Genomic DNA, 23,210 nt, shown 5'->3' on the forward strand with positions numbered 1-23,210 from the left:
CGCCAAGCTATCGGGCGCGTGAGCCCTACCTTAGCGCCAAACAGCCAGCTTAGCGAAAACCCGCCCCGCCGGGTCGGCCAATGAGGTTGCAAATCCTGCCACTCAAGCGGAAAATTACCGCCATGCCCGTGAAAGCCCCCGCCAAGCCCGCAAACCCGCCCAAAGCCGCCACCCCCATGGCCTTTGCCAGAAGCATTACAGCTGCCTACAAACGCCACAGCCAAAGCCCCACAGAAGCCCTGAAACTGGCACAGATCACGCCAGCCCATCTCAAACAAGCCAACGGCCACATCACCGCCCGCCAGATGGAGCTGCTCTCAGGCGCCGCCATGCAGGAACTGGGCGACGAAGGCCTGGGCGCCTTCAGCCGCAAACTGCCCTGGGGCAGCTACGGCATGCTCGCCCGCGCCTCCATCAGCTCACCCAATCTGGGCGTCGCCCTGAAACGCTGGTGCCGCCACCACGCATTGATTGCCGACGACATCACCCTGCGCGTAGTCACCTCCGGCGACACCGCCGCCATCACGGTTGAAGAGAAAGCCCCCGGCCAGGTTGGCGAGTTTGGCCTGGTCCACGTGCTGCGCAACATCCACGGCCTGGCCTGCTGGTATGTGGATTCACGCATTCCGCTGCAGGGCGCGAGATTTCCGTTTGCTGCGCCGCCGCATGTGGAGGCCTATGGCTTGATGTTCCCCGGGCCGCTGCAATTCAACGCCGCGCAGGCCGAGATCCGGTTTGATGCACGCTACCTGGCCTTGCCGCTGCGTCGCGACGAGAAAGCTTTGCAGCAGATGCTGCAGCGGGCTTTGCCGCTGACGGTACTGCAGTACCGGCGAGACAGATTGCTGGTGGAGCAGGTGCGGCAGGCGCTAGGGAACCCTGCGGTGGCTTCGCAAAATGCCGAGACCTTGGCGGCGGCGCTGAACATGTCGGCGCGCTCATTGCACCGGCAGCTTCAGGAGGAAGGCGCTTCGCTGCAGCAACTCAAGGATGAGGTGCGGTTTGAGAAGGCAAAGGAGTTGTTGCTGCGGACCTCCAAGCCGATCAAGCAGGTGGCCGAGGCTTCGGGGTTTCGGAATGAGAAGAGTTTTATTCGGGCGTTTCGGGAGTGGGCTGAACTTTCGCCGGGGGATTTTCGAGACTCACGCCGGATCGCGTGATTTCGTGTTTCTACTCTCACCCTATATCATGATTGTCAATTCTCCGCCTTAAGCAGGCGGCCAGGCAAACTTTATCGGCAGAAACGCCCGTTTCCCGCACGAACACTCAACAAAGATCCGCAAGGGAAGATCAATGAAATTAACTGACGCCCAACTTGCTGCAATGCTAAAGATGCAAGAGTCGATGAACTCCAAGATAGACCCTAATTGGAGGGATCGCAACAATGCTTGGTACAGAGCTGCCTGGGTGGAATGCGGGGAATTAATGGATCACGTCGGCTGGAAATGGTGGAAAAAACAAATGCCGTGTGGGCCGCAAATCGACTTGGAGCTCGTAGATCTCTGGCACTTCGGGCTTAGTGATGTGCTGCAACATTCTCCCGCAACGACGGCAATTAGCTCAATCCAGAACCTCCTAAGCGGCAACCCGTCACCCAATGCCGTTAGCCAAGAAAGGCAGTTAAGAATAGTAGAAGAGTTTGCAGAGACCACTCTGAGAGAAAAGAGATTTCCTATTCGAAAGTTTGTGGAGTTGGCGTCCGCCTTCGGCTTCAGCGGCGACAGCCTCTACAGAGGCTACATTGGTAAAAATGTGCTGAATAGATTTCGTCAAGATCATGGATATCGTGAAGGCACCTACGAGAAAATTTGGCAGGGTCGAGAAGATAACGAGCATCTGACTGAAATTGTTACCGACATCGATCCAATGGCAATCGAATTCGAAGACGTCGTGTATAGGGAACTATCACAAAGATATCTAACATCTAAGTAGGCTCCGTATGGCTCAGCAAATACCGGAGTCCTCTCTACGTCGCTGGAAGTACTTGGTGGACGTAGGCCTATGGCCAAGAATGGTCGAGTTCAATTGGCGAGGCTGGATAAATAACTTTCAAGAGGACGAATTACCGTGGGCGGTCCGCCTGCTTGATAGTTTTTTGTATTTTTCCCAACCTCTTACACGACAGCTTTTCAGAAGTGCTTTTTTAAGCGCGTCGGAGTTTGTTGTTCCTAAAGACTCAATAAGTACCGCAAGAGGCGCTTGGAGTAAATTTATTGACGATGTGGTGGTAGTCCAGATAAGAGGAGAAATTCCTAGCGCTGCCGATAGTGGATTCGCATTTGCAAGGCTAGCTCGAGATGACTTAGGTGTAAATGAGGAGCAGCTTCTAGATGGCCAAGCAGCACTGAAGTATTTGCTCAGCAAGGGGTCAGGCACCGTAGTGTTTGTGGATGATTTTGTTGGGAGTGGCGCCCAGTTTATTAAGTTATGGAAACGTCAGGAGTTTGTTTCAAGCGACATAAGCTCCATTTCTTTTGCACAGCTCGTCAATAGACACCCCGACAGTTTTCGTTTTTTTTACTGTACCGCCGTGGCGACTACGTATGGCATCAACAACATAAAAGATGTTGCGCCACAAGTGAAGGTACTGAGCGGTCAGATCCTAGATCAAAGGGCAAGTGCGCTGAACTCCCCATCGCTGATATGGCGAGAGGACATGTGCTCAAGTGGTCCTGAGTTTATAAGGCGAGCAAGTGAGCGGGCGGGGATATCAATGAATTCAGCAGATGACGAAAACTGGCGCGGTTTTCATGATCTTGGGTTATCGGTGGCGTTTGCTCATGGCTGGCCCGACTCAACCCTTCCTCTTTATTCCTGGCAGGAAAACTGGCAGCCGCTTCTCGTTAAAGGTGCCGTATGACAACGCAAAACAGTTCTGCACCCAAACAAACCCTGAGCAGACTCTTGGGGTTGTATAGAGCCGAGTGGCTAGACAATCAGCTATACGAGCTTTTTACAGAGCCAACATACTTTGGTGAACTCACTACCAACAGACCCTGCATCCTGATAGGGGGACGGGGAACGGGGAAGACCACCGTTCTAAAAGGTTTGTCCTATCAGGGGCAGTATGTACTACAGAATCGAGACCCAGCACGATTGGCGGAGATGCCATTCATAGGTCTCTACTATCGCGTTAATACCAATCGCGTGACCGCTTTTCAAGGATCTGAGCTCACCGAGGAGAGGTGGATTGCATATTTTGCGCATTACATAAACTTAATTTTCTGCCAGCTAGTTTTAGACTTTGTAGGCTGGTATGAAGAACAGACAGGTCAACACATTGATCTTTCGCTAGCCGAACTCAAAACCATTTCGGTTGCCCTTGCAATGCAGCCAGCTACAAGCATTGCTGATCTTGCCGACGCCGTGGAAGATTCCCTTGTCGATTTTGAGGCGGCAATCAATACCGTATCTGACGCCAAGCCTCTTAAGCTGTCTATGCAGGCGGCACCTATTGATCTACTAACAGCCGCGCTTCTAGAGAAATCCCCGCTTATTGGTAAGCAGTTCTTCTTCTTGATCGATGAATACGAAAACTTCACTGACTATCAACAACGTGTCGTAAACACCATCATTAAGCATTCTTCTTCGCCTTATACATTTAAGGTGGGAGTAAGAGAGTTGGGATTAAGGCAACGAGCCACCCTTGCCGCACACGAACAACTGACTCATCCAGCGGACTATGCTCGCATACCGCTGCTTGATGTTCTAAAGGGGTCCAAATTCAAAAAATTCGCCCAAAGCGTTGTTGAAACAAGAGTTCGGAAGGCCTATCCTGACATTGATCCTGCCTTGCTCGCAATGCCACTATTGCTACCAGAACTATCGGAGATGGATGAAGCCGATGCGTTGACGGAGCCTAGCCAAATAGAGGACATCTTCTCGCAGCTGACAGAAGCATCAACTTCAGAGTTGGCGGTTGCGAAAAGCATGCGAGTAGGAGAGTTAATGTTTCTTCGGTACTGGGCATCCGCGCCCGGACGAGGGTCGATCCTTGAATGTCTCAGAGACTGGATTGCAAACAATGAGACTTGGCGAGTCCGAATGGTGAATCATTTTCATGCATCGCTTTTTACGATCAGAAAAGGTAAAACGGGGTTCCGCAAGTACTACGTAGGTTGGGAGACCTTCCTGACACTTTCCAACGGCAATATTCGATACTTAATTGAACTGGTGCACACGGCATTTCTTCGCCATTTAGATGAGGCACTTGAACCGCCTGCACCGGTCAGCGCTGCCGTACAGACTCGCGCGGCCCAGGAAGTGGGCTCTAAAAATCTCGCTGAGCTAGAAGGTCTCAGTGTGGAAGGTGCAAGACTTACCAAACTGCTTCTAAGCTTGGGGCGCATTTTTCAAGTCCTTGCAGCTGAGGCGGCCGGTCACGCACCAGAAGTAAATCAATTTGCACTACGGTCCTCATCCAGCGCTGATATTGAAAAAAGAGCTGCAGACCTAATAAACCACGCAGTCATGCATCAAGCCATCGTTCGTCATGCAGGTAGCAAACCCCTAGACGAGACAGACACTAGAGAATTCGACTATTCACTACACCCTGTGTTTGCACCTCTATTTGTCTTTAGCTACCGACGCAAACGCAAGCTATCGTTGGAGGCATCAGACGTATTAGGCATGGTAGAGAACCATCGGGAAACAATTCGCCGAGTCCTCCGAACTTCAAATCGACCAGAAATGGACGGACTCCCTGATCAGTTGAATTTATTTGGCGGTTTCTATGAAGAACATTAGAGACACCCCAGTTCTAACCGATACATACGCCAAAGTTCAAGACTTTAGACCGCAATCCAACTCCACCTACTTGTTCGGACAAACTAGCGAGGAACGAAGCGGTCACATAAGCACATGGGAAACCGATGCCCCTACTGCGGTATTGAATCGAATAATTTCCGAGGACCGAGAAACTTTCAGCACCGCAAATACTCAGAATTCGTACTCATTGCGCAGCGATTCAGACTTGGCTCGTTTCTGGAGCATCGAAGCGCCGAGCGAGGTGGTTTATCTAGATATCACCGGGCTCCCCCATTCAATATGGGCAGCACTACTAAGATCGGGTCTCGCTCTGTCAAAAGAGTTAATCGTCACCTATGCCGAGCCAAGTAATTATCGACGCAGCGCTGCGCCGGTTGAGGGTCAAATTTATGATCTGAGTGCAAGCGTAAGCGGCATATCACCCCTTCCTGGATATGCTGTTCTGTCGGAACGTTTCGATAGCGACTTCATTCTTGTAGCTCTTCTTGGGTTCGAAGGAGCTCGCCTCAGCTTTATGCTTGAACATGTGCAACCCGGAACCGATCGAATCATTCCTGTTATTGGATGCCCAGGCTTTAAACCTTGGTACATTTTTGAAGCATATGTTGGCAACAAACGCGTTCTCATTGACACTCAGGCTTGGCACGAAGCGCTATACGCCCCGGGAAACTGTCCGTTCAGCGTTTTTTATTTGCTAGATGAAATTTCCAAAACTCGTAGTGAGACGGCAATGAAGGTTGCTCTTGTGGGTACCAAACCGCACTCGCTTGGCGCCGTACTATTTGCTCTGGCAACAGAAAATCCAGTTGAGCTAATTTACGATCATCCGATCCGCGCTGAAAAACGCACTGATGGCACTGAACGGCTGCTTGCGTATCACGTATCAAAACTTGTGTCGTACGACCCAGCGGTTAAACGCGCGAAGCAACGTTACCGATCGAGAGGTATCTCTCGATGAGTCAAATTGATGCTCATTACACCTCTGGCGAGGTTGCCAAATCGCTTGTAGATATCGGAGCAATTTATTGCCCCACTCCAAAAGTGGTTGCCGATTTTGCAGCAGGACGAGGTAGCTTATTAGATGCCGCCTCCGCTCAATGGGATGATCTCCATTTAGTCGCGAATGACCTGCATAGGAGCTCATATCTTCATCTGAAGCGCCAACGACCGGAATGGAGCGTCACCAACGCAAATTTCGTGGACGAGCGATCGTTGCGGAGCTCGAAGTTGTCACGCCTTTCAAACATAGTTGACCTTGCCTTGTTGAATCCTCCGTTCTCTCAGCGTGGAGGCGCGCTTCACACCATAAAGATCGGAGACGATCACATTGAGTGCGGAATAGCCGCAGCGTTCATTGCACGAACATTAGATTTTCTGACCCCTTCTGGGGCGATCATTTCCATACTTCCAGACGGCTGCTTGACCTCCGAAAGAGACGGTAACGCATGGAAGGCGATCGAAAGAAGTTGTGAGATAACGGTAGAGAAGAAACTTTCCAGACAGGCCTTCGATAACGCATTTCCAAACACGTCGATCGTCTCAGTGAGAAAGCGAAATTCGAGTTCATCTCACTCAAAGGCAGTAGACGCATCATTTTTTCAGGATCAGCGCGCAGTAGTCAGAGGCTGGCAGCAAATGCATACCGCATCAGAATGGAACGATGGATTTCACGGCCCCCTGGTGCATACTACCAATTTAAAAGCCAACACCATACAGTTAGCCGATGCACCTTTAGTAGGTTCAAGTTGGTTTTTTCAGGGCCCCGCGCTTCTTTTCCCTCGAGTGGGGAAAATTTCCAAAGACAAAGTTTGCATATTGAGAGGTCGACGCAAAGTCGTACTTTCTGACTGCGTTATCGCCGTTCAATTCGACACAATCCAACAATGCGAGAACGCTCAAGAGCATTTGTTTTCCCACTGGTCAGACTTCGTTCTCTGTTATTCGGGAACGGGCGCGCCCTACGTCACGATCAGGCGCATTAGAGAACTATTGATTGCGCTAAAAATTTGAGGATCACCTCAAGATGGCGAATCATCATTCGTTTTTTAGATTATTCGGCTCGGCGCTCACCTACATCCCAACAACCTGCCTCTCCCCCAACGCAATATCCAGCATCATCTCGCTGGCCAGCGTCCCAAGCTCCTTCTGCAAGGCCTCCACCGACAAATTCGCCGGCACCAGCAAGTGCGCCTCCACCTTGAAGGTCTGTTTGCCTGAGACGCCGCTGCGCACGATATCGGTGTGAATGCTTTCGATGCTGATGCCGCGTTCGGCGAGCATCTTGGTCAAGTTGCTGACGATGCCCAGGCGGTCTTCGCCTACGAGTTCGAGTTCAAACACGCGCAGTGCGGCGGGGGTGTTGGCGCCGTCGCTCTTGGCTACCACCACTTGCAGGCCGCTGGATTGCAAGCCGCGGAGGGAGTTGGCGAGGTTGTCGGCGTTTTCGCGGGGCACTTCGAAGTGGACCATGCCGGCGAATTCACCGGCCAGGCGGGTCATGCGGCTGGCGGCCCAGTTGGCGCCGAAGCGTTGGGCTTTGTCTGCGAGAGAGCTGACGATGCCCTGGCGGTCTGTGCCGACGATGGAGACGACTAACGAGGTGTTGGCGGATGAGACTTCTTCGGTCAGCACCACGGCTTTGCGCAGCATGGGGGCGCGGGTGGCGAAGGCCGGGTCTTGCACTTCGGCGGGCAGCTTGCCTTGCAGGCGGGCGTGGTGCACGACCTTGCTGAGCAGCGCCAGGCCCATGGGCGCGAGGGCGCGCTCCCACAGTTCGCGGGCGGTTTCGCCTTTTTTAACAAAGCACCAGTCTTGCGCGGCGATGGCGCCGGCGTCCCAGCCGTCGGCCAGGTGGTAGACGGAGCCGCCGGCGATGGGGTCGCCTTCGAGGATCGTCCACTCAACGGCCGCGATGCCGCGGTGCCTTGGCAGCAGCGAGGGGTGGTAGCCGATGCCGCCCAGGCGCGAGCGTGCGAGGGCGTCGTCACTCACGCGGGCGTGGGTGTGCGCGGCGATGATGAGTTCGGTGCCTTCGGCAATGGCTTCGCCGGGCACGATCTTGGGGTTGGCCAGCACATGCACGGGGATGCCAGCGGCGCGCCCGGCGACGGCCAGGCGGTCGTCTTCGGCGGGGGCGACGATGCTGGTGAACTCAATGCCTTCTTCTTTGCGTAGTGCCTCAAGCACCGAGGCAGCGAAAAAACGGGAACCGACCAAAGCGCATTTCATTGACACGTCTCTTTAGGAATGAATGGATGAATTGAAAAACTGAAAAACCGGAAGCGGAAATAAAAAAGGGAGCCGAAGCTCCCCATAAAACATGAGCCCTCAGGCCGCGACGGGCTGGCGCGCCTTCTCGGTCAGGCCGATCTGGTCGAGCGCGGCGGCGAGCTGGCCGACGGTGCGGTCGGACTGGTGCCACTTCTCCAGGCCAAACAGGCCGACGCGGAAGGTTTTGAAGTCTGCGCCCTCGTCGCACTGCAGCGGCACGCCGGCGGCGGTTTGCAAACCTTGCGCAAGGAATTTTTTGCCGGACTGGATGTCGGGGTCTGTGGTGTAGCTGACGACGACGCCCGGGGCCTTGAAGCCTTCGGCGGCGACGCTGGGCAGGCCGCGGCCTTCAAACAGTTTGCGCACCTTGCTGCCCAGGGCCTCCTGCTCGGCTTTGACTTTGGCAAAACCGTAGTCTTGCGTTTCTTTCATCGCGGCGCGCAGGCGCGTGAGGGCGTCTGTGGGCAAGGTGGCGTGGTAGGCATGGCCACCGTTTTCATACGTTTCCATGATCTGCATCCACTTTTTCAGGTCGCAGGCAAAGCTGGAGCTGGTGGTGCCGTCAATCGCGGCGCGGGCGCGCTCGCTGAGCATGACCATGGCGCAGCAGGGTGAGCTGCTCCAGCCTTTCTGCGGGGCGGATATCAACACGTCAACGCCGGTGGCTTTCATGTCTACCCACATGGCGCCGGAGGCGATGCAGTCGAGCACAAAGAGGCCGCCCACGGCATGCACCGCAGCGGCCACGGCCTGCAGGTAGCTGTCGGGCAGGATCATGCCGGAGGCGGTTTCGACGTGCGGGGCAAAGACGAGCGCGGGCTTTTCTTTGGCGATGGCGGCGACCACGTCGGCAATGGGTGCGGGCGCCCAAGGGGCTTGCGCGCCGGGGCCGGTCTGTTTGGCCTTGAGCACGGTGTGCGAGGCGGGGATGTGGCCCATGTCAAAGATCTGCGTCCAGCGGTAGCTGAACCAGCCGTTGCGGATGACCATGACGTGTTTGCCGCCGGCGAACTGGCGGGCCACGGCCTCCATGCCGTAGGTGCCGCTGCCGGGCACCAGGGCCACGGCGTGCGCTTTGTACACGTCTTTGAGGATGCGGGAGATGTCGCTCATCACGCCCTGGAAGCTTCTGGACATGTGGTTGAGGGCGCGGTCGGTGTAGACCACCGAAAACTCGAGCAGGCCGTCAGGGTCAACGTTGGGAAGTAGTCCGGGCATGGTGATGTCTCTCAAATCGTTATGAAAAGTCGGGCAGCCAGCTTAACAGGATGAGGGGGTTTTGGCAGTGGGGGATATGGGGCCGGATGGGCGTGTAAAGGGACAAGAAAGGGGCGGCAAAGGGCCACAGGCGCGCCCCGGGGCCGCCCGGGGCGAAAGCACCTCGCTATCAATTTGGAAGCAACTTACGCTCACCCCTATTGGGTTGTGGCCATTTTTTATTGGTAAGAATTGACCCGAATCAAGCTCCGGCCGAGCCCGAGCCAGTCTGGTCAATTCCGCATCATGGATTTGGGCCTTTTTGGGCGGCGCCCCGCCCTCAGGCCATTCAGGCCGGCTTGCCTTCGTACTGCTCAAAGAAACCGATGGGGTGCATGTCGATGCGCCAGCTGGCTTGCTCGCCCAGCGTGGCCGCCGGGTGCAGCGAGGCGGTTTTGATGGCCTCTTCGGCATTGGCGGCGTCAATGATGAAAAAGCCGCCCACCACCTCCTTGGTTTCGGTAAACGGCCCGTCGATCTTTTGCGTCTTGCCGCTGCGCGGTTGCAGGCGGATGGCGGGCTCGCCCAGCGAGGCGCTGACGCGCAGCTGGCCGGTGGCCTTGAGCTGGGCGTCTTTGGGCGGGCACTGGCTGACCAGGGCTTTTTTGTCGGCCGGCGGCATGGCGGCGAATTCGGCGGGGTCGTAATAGGCGAGGCAGAGGTATTTCATGGTGTTTCCTTCAAAAATTGGTTGATGACACCTCTACGACGAACGGGATCGACAGATATCGACACGCGCGCCGCAAAAAAAACTGCCCCGTCAGTCCATCAACTGATTAGCCAAGCAAGGCCGGCAAATCCGCCATGTCGGTAAACACATGCACCGCGCCGGTGGCCAGCAGGGCCTTGGGCGCGTCATGGCCCAGCTCAGGCGGGCTGAAGCCGAAGACCGTGCAACCCGCCGCCACGCCGGCCGTGACACCGGTGACGGTGTCTTCGACCACGGCGCAGCGTTTGGGGTCTACGCCCAGCGCTGCGGCGGCGGCCAGGTAGACATCGGGGAAGGGCTTGGAACGCGGCTGTTCGTGGCCGCTGAAGATGCGGTTTTCAAAGAAGGGCATCAAGCCGCATTTCTTCAATTGCAGCTCGACCTTGAAGCGGTCTGCGCCGGACGCGCAGGCGATGCGGCCCTGGTAGGTGGTGTGGATCTGGCTCACGGCCTCGACAGCGTTGTGCACCGCCAGCAGCGACTCGACCAGGCCTTCGTTGCGGCGGCCGCGGAATTCGTCCAGCCAGGCCTGGGTGACGGGCTTGCCGGTGTTGGCTTCGATGGTGGCGCGCTCGTCGATCACGGCTTTGCCGACAAAGAGGCGCATGCACTCGGCCGAACTGAGCTTCCAGCCCCGCTCTTCCAGCATGTCGCGCAACACGCCGTTGGTAATGGGTTCGCTGTCGACCAGCACGCCGTCACAGTCGAATAACACCGCGTCGAATTTCATCTGCCTGCTTTCTATTTCGTTGAGTTGCCGTTGGCCACACTGGTGGCATTGGTTGCGTTTGTAGCGTTGGTAGGGCTTGTGGAATTGATGGTGAACATCACCCACTCCGGCCTCATGTTAAAGCGCACCGGCAAGATGCTGACGCCCAGCCCGCTGGTGATGTACATGCGATTGTCGCCGTGCTCGACCCAGCCGTAAGCCCAGCTGCGCGGGGCGTCGCCCGGCACGACCAGCGCGCCGACAAAGGGCAGGTAAACCTGGCCGCCATGCGTGTGGCCGGCCACGATGAGGCCGCGCAGCGGCGGCAGGCCTGTGAGGCTGGCGGGCTCGTGCATGAGCACCAGCGTGTGCGCGCCCGGCGGCAGTTTTTTGACGGCTGTGCGAGGATCGGAGTGCCCGGTCATGTCGTCACCAACGCCGACCACCCAGAGGGGCGTGCCCTTAAGCGGCTGCGCGTCGTTCTCCAGCACCGTGATGCCGTGCCGCTGCAGCGCGGCGGCAAAGCGCGGGCCGTCATGCCACCAGTCGTGGTTGCCCAGCGCAGCGTAAACGCCTAGCGGCGCCTTGAGCTCGCCCAGCACTTGGGCAATTTCGTCTTCGGGTGTGGCGGCGAATTCGGGCTGGTAATCGGACTCGGCAATCAGGTCGCCGGGGATGAGGATGACGTCCGGCCGGGCGGCGTTGATCTCACGGACGATGGCGCGTGCGCGCTCGACCGTCATGACGCGCCGCAGCGGCTGCTTGGTGAAATGCCAGTCGGAGGCGACCGCGACTTTCAGGCCGGGCGGGCCTTGCCAGTTGGGCACCGTTTCGGTGATCTCGCGGTGGGCGACCCAGCGGGGTTCGATGATGAAGGCCCATGTGGCCAGCAAGAGCACCGCCAGCGAAAACCAGTTTGCCGCTAGCCGCCGCCGCCATTTAGCGGGCCTTGTCACGGGTTGATGGCCGGAGTTGTCAGGTGAGGTCACCGTCCAGATAGTACCAACGCCCTGTTTCACAGATAAAGCGGCTGCGCTCGTGCAGGCGCACCGCAGGGCCGGTTGCTGGCTTTTGGCGGGCGACAAATTCGACTTCGGCGTGGGTGTCGTCTACCAGGCGGTAGCTGCGCACTTCAAGCCCCAGCCATTTCACGCCGGGATCAAACTCGATGGAAGCCGGGCGGTGGCTGATGTGCCAGGTGGCGAGCAGGTAGTCGGCGCGCTCCAGCACAAAGGCGCTGTAGCGCGAACGCATGAGGGACTCGGCGTCGGGTGCGGGCGCGTTGTCGAAGTGATCGAGGTAGCGGCCGCAGCATGCGGCGTAGGCCAGCGGGCGCTTGTTGGCCTGACGGCCGCAGGGGCAGGGTTGTGACGGCAGCAGATTGGGCATTAAGTACGCATCAACCGCAGCTGTTTTCCCGCGCCTTGCGCTCTTCCAGCGTCTCGGTGGGTGCGCCCTGTTTGACCCACTCGGCATAACCGCCGTCGATATGGGCCACGTTGCGCATACCCATGTCTTGCAGGGTTTTGGTGGCCAGGGCGCTGCGCCAGCCTGCGCCGCAAAAGAGGATGAACTCCTTGCCTTCATCGGCAAAAAGAGCCTTGTGATACGGCGACGCCGGATCGACCCAGAACTCCAGCATGCCGCGCGGTGCGTGGAAGCTGCCGACCACGGTACCCGGGCCCAGCTCGCGCACATCGCGGATGTCGACGATCTGCACCTTGGGGTCGTTGAGGCGGGCTTTGACCTCGGCCACGCTGTAGGTCTTGACCTGGGCCATGGCCTCATCGACCAGGGCGCGGAATCCTTTGGTAATCGGCATGGGGTGCTCCTTCTTCAGTTCAGGCCAGGGCCCGCTGGATGATGATTTTCTGGACGTCCGAGGTGCCTTCGTAAATCTGGCACACACGCACGTCGCGGTAGATGCGCTCGACCGGGAAGTCGCTCACATAGCCGTAGCCGCCCAGCGTCTGGATGGCCGCGCTGCACACCTCCTCAGCCATCTCGCTGGCAAAGAGTTTGGCCATGGCGGCTTCTTTGAGGCACGGCAAACCTGCGTCGCGCAGGCTGGCGGCGTGCCAGATGAGCTGGCGGGCCGCTTCGATCTTTGTTGCGCAGTCGGCCAGCCGAAAACCCACCGCCTGGTGGTTAAAGATGGCGGTGCCAAAGCTCTGGCGCTCTTTGGCGTAAGCCAGCGCAAACTCAAACGCGCTGCGCGCCATGCCCACGCTTTGCGCTGCGATGCCGATGCGGCCGCCTTCGAGCGCGCCCAGGGCAATCTTGTAGCCCTCGCCTTCGTTGCCGATCAGGTTTTCGGCCGGGATACGGCAGTTGTCGAAATTGATTTGCGCCGTGTCGCTGGAATGTTGGCCCAGCTTGTCTTCCAGGCTGGCGACCTGATAGCCAGGTGCGTTGGTCGGCACGATGAAAGCGCTCATGCCTTTTTTGCCGGCGCCCTTGTCGGTGACCGCAATCACGATGGCCGCGTGGCCGTTCTTGCCGCTGGTGATGAACTGCTTGACGCCGTTGATCACATACTCGTCGCCGTCTTTGACCGCGGTGGTGCGCAGCGATGAGGCGTCGCTGCCCACGTGCGGCTCGGTCAGGCAAAAGACGCCCAGCATTTCGCCCTGCGCGAGTTTGGTAAGCCAGTGCTTTTTCTGTTGCGCATTGCCGTAACGCATGAGGATGGCGTTGACCGGGCAGTTGGTGACGCTGATGGCGGTGCTGGTGCCGCCGTCGCCGGCGGCGATTTCTTCCAGCACCAGGGCGAGTGTGAGGTAGTCCAGATTGGCGCCGCCGAACTCTTCAGGCACGCAAATGCCGTACGCGCCCAGCGCGGCCAGGCCCTTGTGCGCCTCGACGGGGAAGTGGTGCTCTTTGTCCCAGCGGGCGGCATGGGGCCAGAGTTCTTCTTTCGCAAACGCGCGCACGGCTTCGCGAATCATTTCCTGGTCCTGGTTCAGCAGCATTTTTCGCCTTTATCGAGTCTTGACGGGTGTGAACCGATTGCCATCCAACCGCAGACGACGTAACGTCGTAAGCAGTTTTTCTTTTGAAGATGCGTCGAGTCGGGTCGTAACCTCGACCATCTCAACGTCATCCGTGGCGGGGTTTACCAATAGCTGAAACTTAACCAGCGTCTGTCGGCACGCCGGAAATTCAACGGAAGCCTCTGCGCAAGCACCCAGGTTGTTGCCAAATTTGGCTTGGTGCAAAACCTGCATCTCCCAGCCGTTGAAGCGAACCAGCGCATGGATGAAATCCTCCGTACCCTGGCCTGAGTCGTAGTTCTCCAGCAAAGAGAATTCGCCATAGCGACCAGCCACATACTGCAAACCGAGTGATTGGCTGTAGTCAAGTTCTCTTGCTTGCTTTAAGGCCGGGCGATATAAAAAAACACCCGAAGAAAAATTGCGTCCACGCGCTGGCAGCCATACTGAGACGAGAAACGCCGTTTCGGTTTTCCCGACTCTGACTTCATGCATCGCCCGAATTAACAGAGTTTCTGCTTTATTGGCACCGCCTTTTACACCTGCACGCATCGCGACCAAAAGTTCGCGCTCACTGGGCCAGGCCGGGGCATCATCAGGAGCGGCCAAAGCAGCAGTGGTCAATCCAACCGCGATTAGTCCGCCCACAATCACACGACGCGCAACAGTGATGAAGTACTCGCTAGAAGCCATTGTCGCCATTCCGCATATCACCAGGATTTAAACGGTACACCGTCGTAGTTAAGGAAGGCGCCCCTATGCTCGGGCTTGAGCGCAGCCAGCGTGGCGCGCATGCCGGTGACGCTTTGCGCCACGGTGAGCGGCGCGTCCTGGCCGCCCATGTCGGTCTGCACCCAGCCGGGCGAGATCGCCACCAGGGTGGCCTTGGGGTAGTCATGCTGGGCCGAGGCGACCACCATATTGAGGGCGGCCTTGCTGGCGCGGTAGACCCAGCCGCGGCTGGTGCTGGCGCCGGCAATCTGCGCCATGGCGCTGCTGATAAAGGCGAAGCAGCCACGGCCGCTGCGCGCGGCTTCGACCAGAGGTGCGACCTGCGGGATGGCTTGCATGGCGCCCAACACATTGGTGTGCATGGCGTGGTCAAAGGCCTCGCGCGTGGGCGGTGTCAGGGCGTCACCCTGCGGAAAGACGCCGGCCACATACAGGGCGATGTCAATCTCTTCGCCGTCCAACAGCCAGGCCAGGCCGCTGATGCTGGCGGGCTGGGCCACGTCCAGCCGCAGGGCCTTGGCGCCCAGGGCCTTGAGTCGCTGCAGGCCCTCGTCGTCGCGTGCGGTGGCAATGACATCCGCACCCTCAGCCACATACTGGCTGACGAATTCGAGGCCTATGCCGCGCGATGCGCCTATGACGAGAACCTTCATCGCAGCTTAGACCAGCTCAACCGCCAGTGCTGTTCCTTCGCCACCGCCAATGCAGAGCGTCGCGACGCCCTTCTTGAGGCCACGGGCTTTCAACGCATGGATCAGCGTCACGATGATGCGGGCGCCGGACGCACCGATCGGGTGGCCCAGTGCGCAGGCGCCGCCGTTGACGTTGACGATGTCGTGGCTGATGCCGAGCTCTTTCATCGCGGCCATGGGCACCACGGCGAAGGCTTCGTTGACTTCCCACAGGTCCACGTCCTTGACGCTCCAGCCGATTTTCTTGAGCAGCTTGTTGACTGCGCCGACGGGGGCGGTGGTGAACCACTCTGGCTCTTGCGCAAAGGTGGCGTGGCCGACTACGCGGGCGATGGGCTTGGCGCCCAGTGCTTTGGCGGTGGACTCACGGGCCAGCACCAGGGCGGCGGCGCCGTCGTTGATGGACGAGCTGGAGGCTGCCGTGATGGTGCCGTCCTTCTTGAACGCGGGCTTGAGCGTGGGAATCTTGTCGAGCTTGACCTTGCCCGGGCCTTCGTCGATGGAAATCACCGTGTCGCCGCTGCGGCCCTTGACGGTGACGGGCGTGATCTCGGCCTTGAAGGCGCCGGACTCGGTGGCGGCCTTGGCGCGGTTGACGCTGGCGGTGGCGAAGGCGTCTTGCGCCTCGCGGGTGAATTTGTACTTGTCGGCGCACTGCTCGCCGAAGGTGCCCATGGCGCGGCCGGGTTCGTAAGCGTCTTCCAGTCCGTCGAGCATCATGTGGTCATAGATACGGTCGTGGCCGATGCGGATGCCGCTGCGGCCCTTGAGCAGCAGGTGGGGCGCGTTGGTCATGCTCTCCATGCCGCCGGAGACCATCACATCGCGGCTGCCGGCCACGAGCTGGTCGTGCGCGAGCATGGTGGCTTCCATGCCGGAGCCGCACATCTTGGACAGCGTGACCGCACCCACGCTGGCGGGCAGGCCGCCCTTGAAGCCGGCTTGCCGCGCAGGCGCCTGGCCCTGGCCGGCCATCAGGCAGTTGCCGAACAGCACTTCATCAACTTTTTCAGGCGCGATGCCCGAGCGCTCGATGGCGGCCTTGATGGCGGCGCCGCCCAGGTCGTGGGCAGACAGGCTGGTGAAGTCGCCCTGGAAGCCGCCCATGGGGGTGCGGGCTGCGCCCAGGATAACGATGAAATCTTGGTTGGATTGCGACATGATCTGTGTCCTTTCAGGTGTGTGTTGAATGGGTTTGTTCAGGGGTTCAGGCCGCTGAGACCGGTGAGCACCGGGTCAGGCGGCAATTGCGTCAGCACCTCGTCGCCCACCGCGCCCGGGCTGTGCAGTTCGATGAAGCGCTTTTCGCGTTCGTAGGGAAACACGTCGTGCACATGGCCGGCCTGGATGCGGGCTTGGTGTTTTTGCCAAAAACCGGCGTCGAGCAGATTGGCGTGGTGCTTCATGAAGACCTCGCGCACCGCGTCGTTGCCTAGCAAAAAGGGCTCGAAGGTTTCGGGGAACACGTCTTTGGGCCCGACGGAGTACCAGACCTCGCCACTCATTTCTTCTTCTTCGTTGCGGGGGGCGGGCACCTTGCGGAAGTTGCAGTCGGTGATGTATTCGATCTCGTCGTAGTCGTAGAACACTACCTTGCCGTGGCGGGTGATGCCGAAGTTCTTCCACAGCATGTCGCCGGGGAAGATGTTGGCGGCGACCAGGTCCTTGATGGCGTTGCCGTATTCGACGACGGCGCGCTCGATCTGGTCTTTGGCGGCGGGCTCTTTCACGCCGGCGTCAAAGGCCTCTTGCAGGTAGATATTGAGCGGGATCATGCGGCGCTCGATGTACACGTGCTTGATGATGACTTCGGTCTGGCCGTCAGCGTCGCGGTCGCTGATTTCGAGCTGGCTGGGGGCGAACTTTTCGATCTCGGCGATGAGCTCGTCGTCAAAACGCTCGCGCGGGAAGGCGACTTCACTGTATTCCTGCGTGTCGGCCATGCGGCCCACGCGGTCGTGTTGTTTGACCAGCAGGTACTTGCCCTTGATCTGTTCGCGCGTCGTGTCTTTTTGCGGCGGGTAGTAGTCTTTGATGACCTTGAACACGTAGGGAAACGAGGGCAAGTCAAACACCAGCATGACCATGCCCTTGATGCCGGGCGCGATGCGGAACTTGTCAGTCGAGTGCCGCAGGTGGTACAGAAAGTCGCGGTAGAACAGCGTCTTGCCCTGCTTGGCCAGGCCCAGCGCGTTGTAGATTTCAGCGCGCGGCATGTGCGGCATCATGCTGCGCAAAAACTGCACATAGGCCGAAGGAATGCCCATGTCGACCATGAAGTAGGCACGCGCAAAGCTGAAAAGAATCAGCAGGTCGTCCTCGCCAAACAGCGCGGCATCGATGACCAGCTTGCCGGACTTGTTGTGCAGCACCGGCAGTGCAAACGGCACTTCGTTAAAGCCGTTGATGATCTTACCGACGACGTAAGCGCCCTTGTTGCGAAAGAACAAACCCGAGAGCACCTGGAACTGGAAGTTGGCGCGCAGCTTGACGTCGACGAGGCGTTCGCTGAAGGCTTCGAGCACATAACCGGCGTCACGCTCCAGGTCGTCAAACGGCACATGCAGATCAAAGTCGCTCACCAGCTTGATGATGATCTCGCGCATGTTGTCGCGCGTGGGGTAGTAGGCGCGGTAGGTCGGCTGCGCGGTGGGCTCTTCGTTTTCGATGTACTCGGTGCTGACGGCCGGGCGCACAAAGATGAAGTCGTTCTGGAAATAGCTGCGGTGCAGTATCTTGGTGGTGACCGAGTTGAAGAAGGTTTCGGCCAGCTCGGGCTGATGGTGATTTACCAAGAGGCCGATGTAATGCAGCTTGACCTGCTGCCACACATCCATGGGCTGGTCGCCGGCCTTGAACTCGCGCTCCAGCCGGGTGGAGGCTTCGCGCACGCGCAGGTCGTAGAACTCGATGCGCTCGCGCTGGGCGCGTTGCTGGCCGTGCCAGTCGGCCGTTTCAAAGCGGTGTTTGGCGCGCGCGGACTCGGTGCGAAACAGCTGGTAGTGGCGGTTGAAGCCATCCATCATCGCCTTGGCGATGTCGTAGGCAATGCTCGAGTCAAGGCGCTGGGGGAACATGGCTCAGCCTCTGCGCGTTCAGACCAGCTGCTGCTGCGTACCGCCGCCGGCGCGTGCGTTCCAGGTGTCCCACACGCGGTCGACGGCCTTGCTGTAAAGCTTGTCGAGCTCTTCGGGCGCCGAAACACTCATCTGCAAATCCTGCAGCAAGCCGTCGTGCACACCAAAAGCCCAGCCGTGCACGGTGACTTCCTGGCCGCGTGCCCAGGCATCGACCATGACGGTGCTGACGGAGACGTTGACCACCTGCTCAATCACATTGATGTCGCACAGGGCCTGGGCGCGCACGTCCTCGGGCAGGCTGTCGAGCAGCTGGCGGTGGCGGTGGCGCACGTCCTGGATGTGGCGCAGCCAGTTGTCGGCCAGACCAATACGCGCGCCTTCAAGTGCGGCCTGCACGCCGGAGCAGCCGTAGTGGCCGACCACCATGATGTCTTTGACCTTGAGCCGCTCGACGGCGAACTGAATGGCCGAGAGCGCGTTGAGGTCGGAATGCACGACGATGTTGGCCACATTGCGGTGGACGAACACCTCGCCGGGTTCCAGCCCGGTGATCTGGTTGGCAGGCACGCGGCTGTCGGAGCAGCCTATCCACATGTAGCGGGGCGTCTGCTGCTTGACAAGGCCGGTAAAGAAGCCGGGGCGCTCGGCTTCCATCTGCGCGGCCCAGGCGCGGTTATGGGCGAAGAGGTCTTTAAGCGGTGTGGTCATGGGCCGTATTTTCGCCTGCCTTGGTTACATCGTCTCGGCGAACAGTTCCCGCCCTATGAGCATGCGGCGTATTTCACTCGTGCCGGCCCCGATTTCATAGAGTTTGGCGTCGCGCCAGAGGCGGCCCAGGGGGTATTCGTTGATGTAACCGTTGCCGCCGTAAATCTGCACGCCCTCGCCGGCCATCCAGGTGGCTTTTTCGGCGCACCAGAGGATGACGGAGGCGCAGTCCTTGCGGACCTGGCGCACGTGCTCGGTGCCGAGCATGTCGAGGTTTTTGGCCACGGTGTAGGCAAAGGAGCGGCCGGCCTGCAGCACGGTGTACATGTCGGCGACCTTGCCCTGGATGAGCTGAAACTCGCCGATGCTCTGGCCGAACTGCTTGCGGTCGTGGATGTAGGGGACAACGTTGTCCATGACGGATTGCATGATGCCCAGCGGGCCGCCGGTGAGCACGGCGCGTTCGTAGTCGAGGCCGCTCATCAGCACCTTGGCGCCGCTGTTGAGGCCGCCCAGGATCTGGCTGGCCGGCACTTCGACGTTGTTGAAGACCAGCTCGCCGGTGTGGCTGCCGCGCATGCCGAGCTTGTCGAGCTTTTGCGCGACGGAAAAGCCCTTCATGCCTTTTTCAATCAGGAAGGCGGTGACGCCGCGCGCGCCGAGTTCGGGCTCGGTCTTGGCGTAGACGACGAGCGTGTCGGCGTCGGGGCCATTGGTGATCCACATCTTGCTGCCGTTGAGCAGGTAGTAGCCGCCCTTGTCTTCGGCTTTGAGCTTCATGCTGATGACGTCGCTGCCGGCGCCAGGCTCGCTCATTGCCAAGGCGCCCACGTGCTCGCCGGTGATGAGTTTGGGCAGGTATTTTTTGCGCTGCTCGTCAGTGCCGTTGCGCTTGATCTGGTTGACGCACAAATTGCTGTGCGCGCCGTACGACAAGCCCACCGAAGCGCTGGCGCGGCTGATTTCTTCCATGGCGATCATGTGGGCCAGGTAGCCCATGTTGGCGCCGCCGTATTCCTCACCCACGGTGATGCCGAGCACGCCGAGCGCACCCATTTTTTGCCACAGGTCCATGGGGAATTGGTCGTTGCGGTCGATCTCGGCGGCGCGGGGGGCGATTTCGGCTTGCGCGAATTCGCGCACGGCGTCGCGCAGGGCGTCGATGTCTTCACCGAGCATGAAGTTGAGTCCGGGCATGTTGGTCATGGTGGGCTTTCTGGGAGATTCTGGGAGGTGAGAGAAGAAGGCTAGTAGGTTTTGGGCACGGGCACCAGGGTTTGCTGCATCAGGGCGCAGGCGCTTTCCTTGCCGTCGGCCGCCACATGCGTCACTTCAGCGGTGGTGACGATGATGCGCTTGCCGGCTTTGGCCACGCGGCCGATGGCGCGCAGCTCGCCATCCTTGAAGCCGGCCATGAAATTGATCTTGTATTCGACGGTGGTGACTTCGGAGTCTTCGGCGGTCACCGTCAGCGCGGCATAGCCGCCGGCGATGTCGGCCAGCGCGCCCATGGCGCCGCCGTGAAAGCCGCCCTGCTGCTGCGTCACGCGCTCTGAATAGGGCAAGGCCACCTCACACAGACCGGGCTCCACGCGCAGCAGCCTGGCGCCCAGGTGCTGCATCAGGCCCTGGCGCAGAAAGCTGGCTTCGATGCGCTGGAACAGTGCTGACGGTGCGGTGCGTGCGTCCATGAAACGGCCTTTTGAAACGTGCGGAAAGTGGGTTCGAAGTGGATTCGAAGTGAGTTTGGCAAGTTGACGTTTACGTAAACGTCAATTATGACGTATTTGCCGCCCACGCGGCTTGACCCGGGCCGCCCCGGGGGCAATCAGCCCCGAAACGAGCCAGGCTCAGGGTTTGCCGGCTTTGCTCTTTTCGGTTTTGACGAGCAACGCCTTGGCCTCTTTCTCGTGGGTGCGGATTTCGTCGAGGTTGGCTTGCAGATCGACCATCTGGGCCTCCAGCTTTTTGCGGTGCTCCGTCAGGATGGCCAGGAATTTCTTGAGCTGCGGCGCGGTGTCGCGCGGGCTGTCGTAGGAGTCGATGATTTCCTTGGCCTCGACCAGCGACAGGCCCAGGCGCTTGGCGCGCAGGGTGAGCTTGAGCCGGGTGCGGTCGCGCGCGGTGTAAACGCGGTTGCGCCCGCCCGCGCCTTCGCGCTGGGGCTGCAGCAGGCCCATGTCTTCGTAGAACCGCATGGCGCGCGTGGTCAGGTCAAACTCTTTTGCCAGGTCGCTGATGGTGTAGGTGGTGGCCATGGTGGTGGGTGAAGTTCTGTGCAAACGAGGGCGACAGCACAAAAGAGGCGCTGTCCCTACAATGGTTCTGCATGACGTTTACGTAAACGTCAAATATACCGCGAATGATGACATGAACCTCCTCGAGCAGCAACTGCATTACCCCTTTGGCGACACCCTGCCCGCCTCGGGCGCCACGATGGAGGTGGCGCCCGGCGTGAAGTGGATCCGCATGGAGTTGCCCTTTGCACTGAACCACATCAACCTCTGGCTGCTGCGCGATGAGATCGACGACCCGGATGCACCGGGCGGCAAAATCCAGGGCTGGACCATCATCGACTGCTGCATCAGCCGCGAAGAGTCCAAAGCCCAGTGGGAAGCGATTTTTGCCACCCAGCTGGAAGGCATGCCGGTGCTGCGCGTCATCGTGACGCACATGCACCCGGACCATATCGGCCTGGCCTACTGGCTGTGTGAACGCTGGACGACGGCGAAGCATGTGTGCCGCCTCTGGATCAGCGCGACCGACTACCACTCGGCACGCATAGGCTCGCAAAGCACCACCGGCTTTGGCGGCGAGAGCGCGGCGCGCTTTTTTGCCTCGCACGGCCTGGTGGACCCGGAATCCATCGAAAAAATTCGCGGCCGGGCCAGCTACTACCCCGGCATGGTGCCGGCCGTGCCCGCCAGCTATGTGCGGCTGATGGACGGGAAAACCGTGCGCATTGGCGGGCGCGACTGGCGCTGCATCAGCGGCTACGGCCATGCGCCTGAGCACATCGCGCTGCATTGCGAAGAACTGGACACACTGATCAGCGGCGACATGGTGCTGCCGCGCATTTCGACCAATGTGAGCGTGTACGACATGGAGCCGGAGTCGAATGCGCTCACACTCTTCCTCGAATCCATCGACAGGTTTTTGCCGCTGGACAAGGAAACGCTGGTGCTGCCCTCCCACGGCAAACCCTTTCGCGGCCTGCACACCCGCATAGGCCAGCTGCACGACCACCACCGCGACCGGCTGGCGGAAGTGATGGACGCCTGCACCGTCAAGCCCTGCAGCGCCGCCGACATCCTGCCCGTGATGTTTCCCCGCAAGCTGGACCTGCACCAGACCACCTTTGCCATGGGCGAAGCGGTGGCGCATCTGCATGCGCTGTGGTTTGGCGGGAGGTTTCAGCGCACGCTGGACGCCGATGGGATCTACAGATTCAGCACTCGATAGCGATAGCCCCCACCCTGACGCACTGAACTCTTAAATCCAGCATGAGCCCCGGAACCGGCTTTGCCGGGCCGTAGGGCGGGCGGCCCCCTCGGGGGGGCAGGAAGCTACACGAAGTGAGCGACCGTGGGGGCTAGTGTCTCCACTTGCGGTTAGCCGTCAGCAAAGCCGTCAGGTAACCATGCAGCCAGTCAAAGTTCACCGGCTTTCGCAGCAGGTGCGCATGCGGCGGCAAACCGCCGCGTGCTTCAACGGCTTCGGGCGGCAGGCCGCTGATCACCACGATCTGCATGTCGGCCAGTTGCAGGTTGCGCTTGAGGGTCTTGAGCATTTCAATCCCGTCCACGCCCGGCATCGACAAATCGGTGATCAGCAGGTCGGGCCGCATGCTGGCGATGTCCATCATGGCTTCCAGCGCGGACGGCATCCAGGTGCAGTCGACCGGCAAGTCCCAGTCCTCAAACTGGCAGCGGTAGAGCTCGCGGGTGGCTTCGTCGTCTTCCACCATCAGCACGCGCAGGCGGTGCTTGGGGTCGGTGTCGACGCGGTTCAGTTGCGGGCTGTTTTTGGCGAGGTAGGCGTTGATGGACTTCAGCGCTATGCGGCGGTGGCCGCCCAGTGTCTTCCAGGCTTCGATCTCGCCTTTTTCCACCAGGGACTGCACAGTAGCCACAGACAGCCCCAGCAACTTGGCCGCATAGCTGGTGCCGCAGTAATCCTCGCTTGAGAAATCCGCCGCCGTGATCGCAGCCTCGAAGGACTTGGGTTCACGTGGCATGGCAAATCACAAGGTGGATTGATTTTTTCATTTTTCTCATTTTAATCAGTTATGTA

General features: G+C 59.2%; 24 protein-coding genes. 7 read left to right on the top strand and 17 right to left on the bottom strand.

What is annotated here, in order from left to right:
* The first annotated feature begins 122 nt into the window (after window positions 1–122).
* From BM408_RS17270 to BM408_RS22815, 6 genes are all read left to right on the top strand, one after another.
* Window positions 123–1,160 (top strand): AraC family transcriptional regulator, encoded by a 1,038-nt coding sequence (locus BM408_RS17270; protein ID WP_092131419.1) that lies wholly within the window; start codon window positions 123–125, stop codon window positions 1,158–1,160.
* Window positions 1,161–1,293: 133 nt separating this feature from the next.
* Window positions 1,294–1,932: a dUTP diphosphatase gene (locus tag BM408_RS17275; protein ID WP_217649442.1), complete on the top strand. Its 639-nt coding sequence runs from the start codon at window positions 1,294–1,296 to the stop codon at window positions 1,930–1,932.
* Window positions 1,933–2,011: 79 nt separating this feature from the next.
* Window positions 2,012–2,860, top strand: coding sequence for a phosphoribosyltransferase-like protein (locus BM408_RS22805; protein ID WP_175541830.1), 849 nt, complete (start codon window positions 2,012–2,014; stop codon window positions 2,858–2,860).
* 287 nt (window positions 2,861–3,147) lie between these two features.
* Window positions 3,148–4,746: an ORC-CDC6 family AAA ATPase gene (locus BM408_RS17280; protein ID WP_217649443.1), complete on the top strand. Its 1,599-nt coding sequence runs from the start codon at window positions 3,148–3,150 to the stop codon at window positions 4,744–4,746.
* Window positions 4,733–5,725: a hypothetical protein gene (locus BM408_RS22810; RefSeq protein ID WP_175541831.1), complete on the top strand. Its 993-nt coding sequence runs from the start codon at window positions 4,733–4,735 to the stop codon at window positions 5,723–5,725. The genes BM408_RS17280 and BM408_RS22810 overlap by 14 nt, the downstream gene beginning before the upstream one ends.
* Window positions 5,722–6,777, top strand: a complete 1,056-nt coding sequence (locus BM408_RS22815; protein WP_139237374.1) for a DNA methyltransferase family protein — start codon at window positions 5,722–5,724, stop codon at window positions 6,775–6,777. Before BM408_RS22810 ends, BM408_RS22815 begins: the two co-directional genes overlap by 4 nt.
* Before the next feature lie 60 nt (window positions 6,778–6,837).
* On the opposite strand, the gene BM408_RS17285 is transcribed toward BM408_RS22815, so the two are convergent.
* From BM408_RS17285 to BM408_RS17360, 16 genes are all read right to left on the bottom strand, one after another.
* The gene (locus BM408_RS17285) at window positions 6,838–7,995 is read right to left on the bottom strand and encodes a formyltransferase family protein (RefSeq protein WP_092131347.1); all 1,158 of its coding nucleotides are present in this window, start codon (window positions 7,993–7,995) and stop codon (window positions 6,838–6,840) included.
* A 99-nt stretch (window positions 7,996–8,094) separates the two neighbouring features.
* A complete protein-coding gene (locus BM408_RS17290) occupies window positions 8,095–9,255 on the bottom strand; it encodes an aminotransferase class V-fold PLP-dependent enzyme (protein WP_092131349.1) in 1,161 nt (386 codons plus the stop codon).
* 328 nt (window positions 9,256–9,583) lie between these two features.
* On the bottom strand, window positions 9,584–9,964 hold the full coding sequence (locus tag BM408_RS17295; RefSeq protein ID WP_092131351.1) for a YciI family protein: 381 nt from the start codon (window positions 9,962–9,964) through the stop codon (window positions 9,584–9,586).
* 106 nt (window positions 9,965–10,070) lie between these two features.
* Complete coding sequence (locus BM408_RS17300) at window positions 10,071–10,733, bottom strand: HAD family hydrolase (RefSeq protein WP_092131353.1); 663 nt, start codon at window positions 10,731–10,733, stop codon at window positions 10,071–10,073.
* 11 nt (window positions 10,734–10,744) lie between these two features.
* Window positions 10,745–11,668 carry a metallophosphoesterase gene (locus BM408_RS17305; protein ID WP_092131421.1) on the bottom strand — a complete coding sequence of 308 codons (924 nt, stop codon included), beginning with the start codon at window positions 11,666–11,668 and terminating at the stop codon, window positions 10,745–10,747.
* 19 nt (window positions 11,669–11,687) lie between these two features.
* Window positions 11,688–12,101: a YchJ family protein gene (locus BM408_RS17310; RefSeq protein WP_092131354.1), complete on the bottom strand. Its 414-nt coding sequence runs from the start codon at window positions 12,099–12,101 to the stop codon at window positions 11,688–11,690.
* Between the two features lie 10 nt (window positions 12,102–12,111).
* Window positions 12,112–12,534, bottom strand: coding sequence for a rhodanese-like domain-containing protein (locus BM408_RS17315; RefSeq protein ID WP_092131356.1), 423 nt, complete (start codon window positions 12,532–12,534; stop codon window positions 12,112–12,114).
* 19 nt (window positions 12,535–12,553) lie between these two features.
* On the bottom strand, window positions 12,554–13,684 hold the full coding sequence (locus BM408_RS17320; protein WP_092131358.1) for an acyl-CoA dehydrogenase family protein: 1,131 nt from the start codon (window positions 13,682–13,684) through the stop codon (window positions 12,554–12,556).
* Window positions 13,685–13,693: 9 nt separating this feature from the next.
* Entirely contained in the window at window positions 13,694–14,398 is a 705-nt protein-coding gene (locus BM408_RS22820; RefSeq protein ID WP_139237375.1) for a hypothetical protein, read from the bottom strand.
* Between the two features lie 17 nt (window positions 14,399–14,415).
* Window positions 14,416–15,090, bottom strand: a complete 675-nt coding sequence (locus BM408_RS17330; protein ID WP_092131362.1) for an SDR family oxidoreductase — start codon at window positions 15,088–15,090, stop codon at window positions 14,416–14,418.
* A gap of 6 nt (window positions 15,091–15,096) precedes the next feature.
* The gene (locus BM408_RS17335; protein ID WP_092131364.1) at window positions 15,097–16,290 is read right to left on the bottom strand and encodes an acetyl-CoA C-acyltransferase; all 1,194 of its coding nucleotides are present in this window, start codon (window positions 16,288–16,290) and stop codon (window positions 15,097–15,099) included.
* Between the two features lie 38 nt (window positions 16,291–16,328).
* Window positions 16,329–18,206: a bifunctional isocitrate dehydrogenase kinase/phosphatase gene (gene aceK / locus BM408_RS17340; RefSeq protein WP_092131366.1), complete on the bottom strand. Its 1,878-nt coding sequence runs from the start codon at window positions 18,204–18,206 to the stop codon at window positions 16,329–16,331.
* A gap of 18 nt (window positions 18,207–18,224) precedes the next feature.
* Window positions 18,225–18,917 carry a carbonate dehydratase gene (gene can, locus BM408_RS17345; RefSeq protein WP_092131368.1) on the bottom strand — a complete coding sequence of 231 codons (693 nt, stop codon included), beginning with the start codon at window positions 18,915–18,917 and terminating at the stop codon, window positions 18,225–18,227.
* Window positions 18,918–18,941: 24 nt separating this feature from the next.
* Complete coding sequence (locus tag BM408_RS17350; RefSeq protein ID WP_092131370.1) at window positions 18,942–20,123, bottom strand: isovaleryl-CoA dehydrogenase; 1,182 nt, start codon at window positions 20,121–20,123, stop codon at window positions 18,942–18,944.
* Between the two features lie 41 nt (window positions 20,124–20,164).
* Window positions 20,165–20,608: a PaaI family thioesterase gene (locus BM408_RS17355; RefSeq protein ID WP_092131371.1), complete on the bottom strand. Its 444-nt coding sequence runs from the start codon at window positions 20,606–20,608 to the stop codon at window positions 20,165–20,167.
* A gap of 159 nt (window positions 20,609–20,767) precedes the next feature.
* Window positions 20,768–21,175 (bottom strand): MerR family transcriptional regulator, encoded by a 408-nt coding sequence (locus tag BM408_RS17360; protein WP_092131372.1) that lies wholly within the window; start codon window positions 21,173–21,175, stop codon window positions 20,768–20,770.
* A gap of 112 nt (window positions 21,176–21,287) precedes the next feature.
* On the opposite strand from BM408_RS17360, the gene BM408_RS17365 reads away from it, so the two are divergent.
* Window positions 21,288–22,379 (top strand): MBL fold metallo-hydrolase, encoded by a 1,092-nt coding sequence (locus BM408_RS17365; protein WP_092131423.1) that lies wholly within the window; start codon window positions 21,288–21,290, stop codon window positions 22,377–22,379.
* 130 nt (window positions 22,380–22,509) lie between these two features.
* Here the strand turns inward: BM408_RS17365 and BM408_RS17370 are convergent, their stop codons facing one another.
* Complete coding sequence (locus tag BM408_RS17370) at window positions 22,510–23,154, bottom strand: response regulator (RefSeq protein ID WP_092131374.1); 645 nt, start codon at window positions 23,152–23,154, stop codon at window positions 22,510–22,512.
* Window positions 23,155–23,210: the final 56 nt, after the last annotated feature.

Source organism: Polaromonas sp. YR568 (assembly GCF_900116715.1).
Classification (GTDB): Bacteria; Pseudomonadota; Gammaproteobacteria; order Burkholderiales; family Burkholderiaceae_C; genus Polaromonas.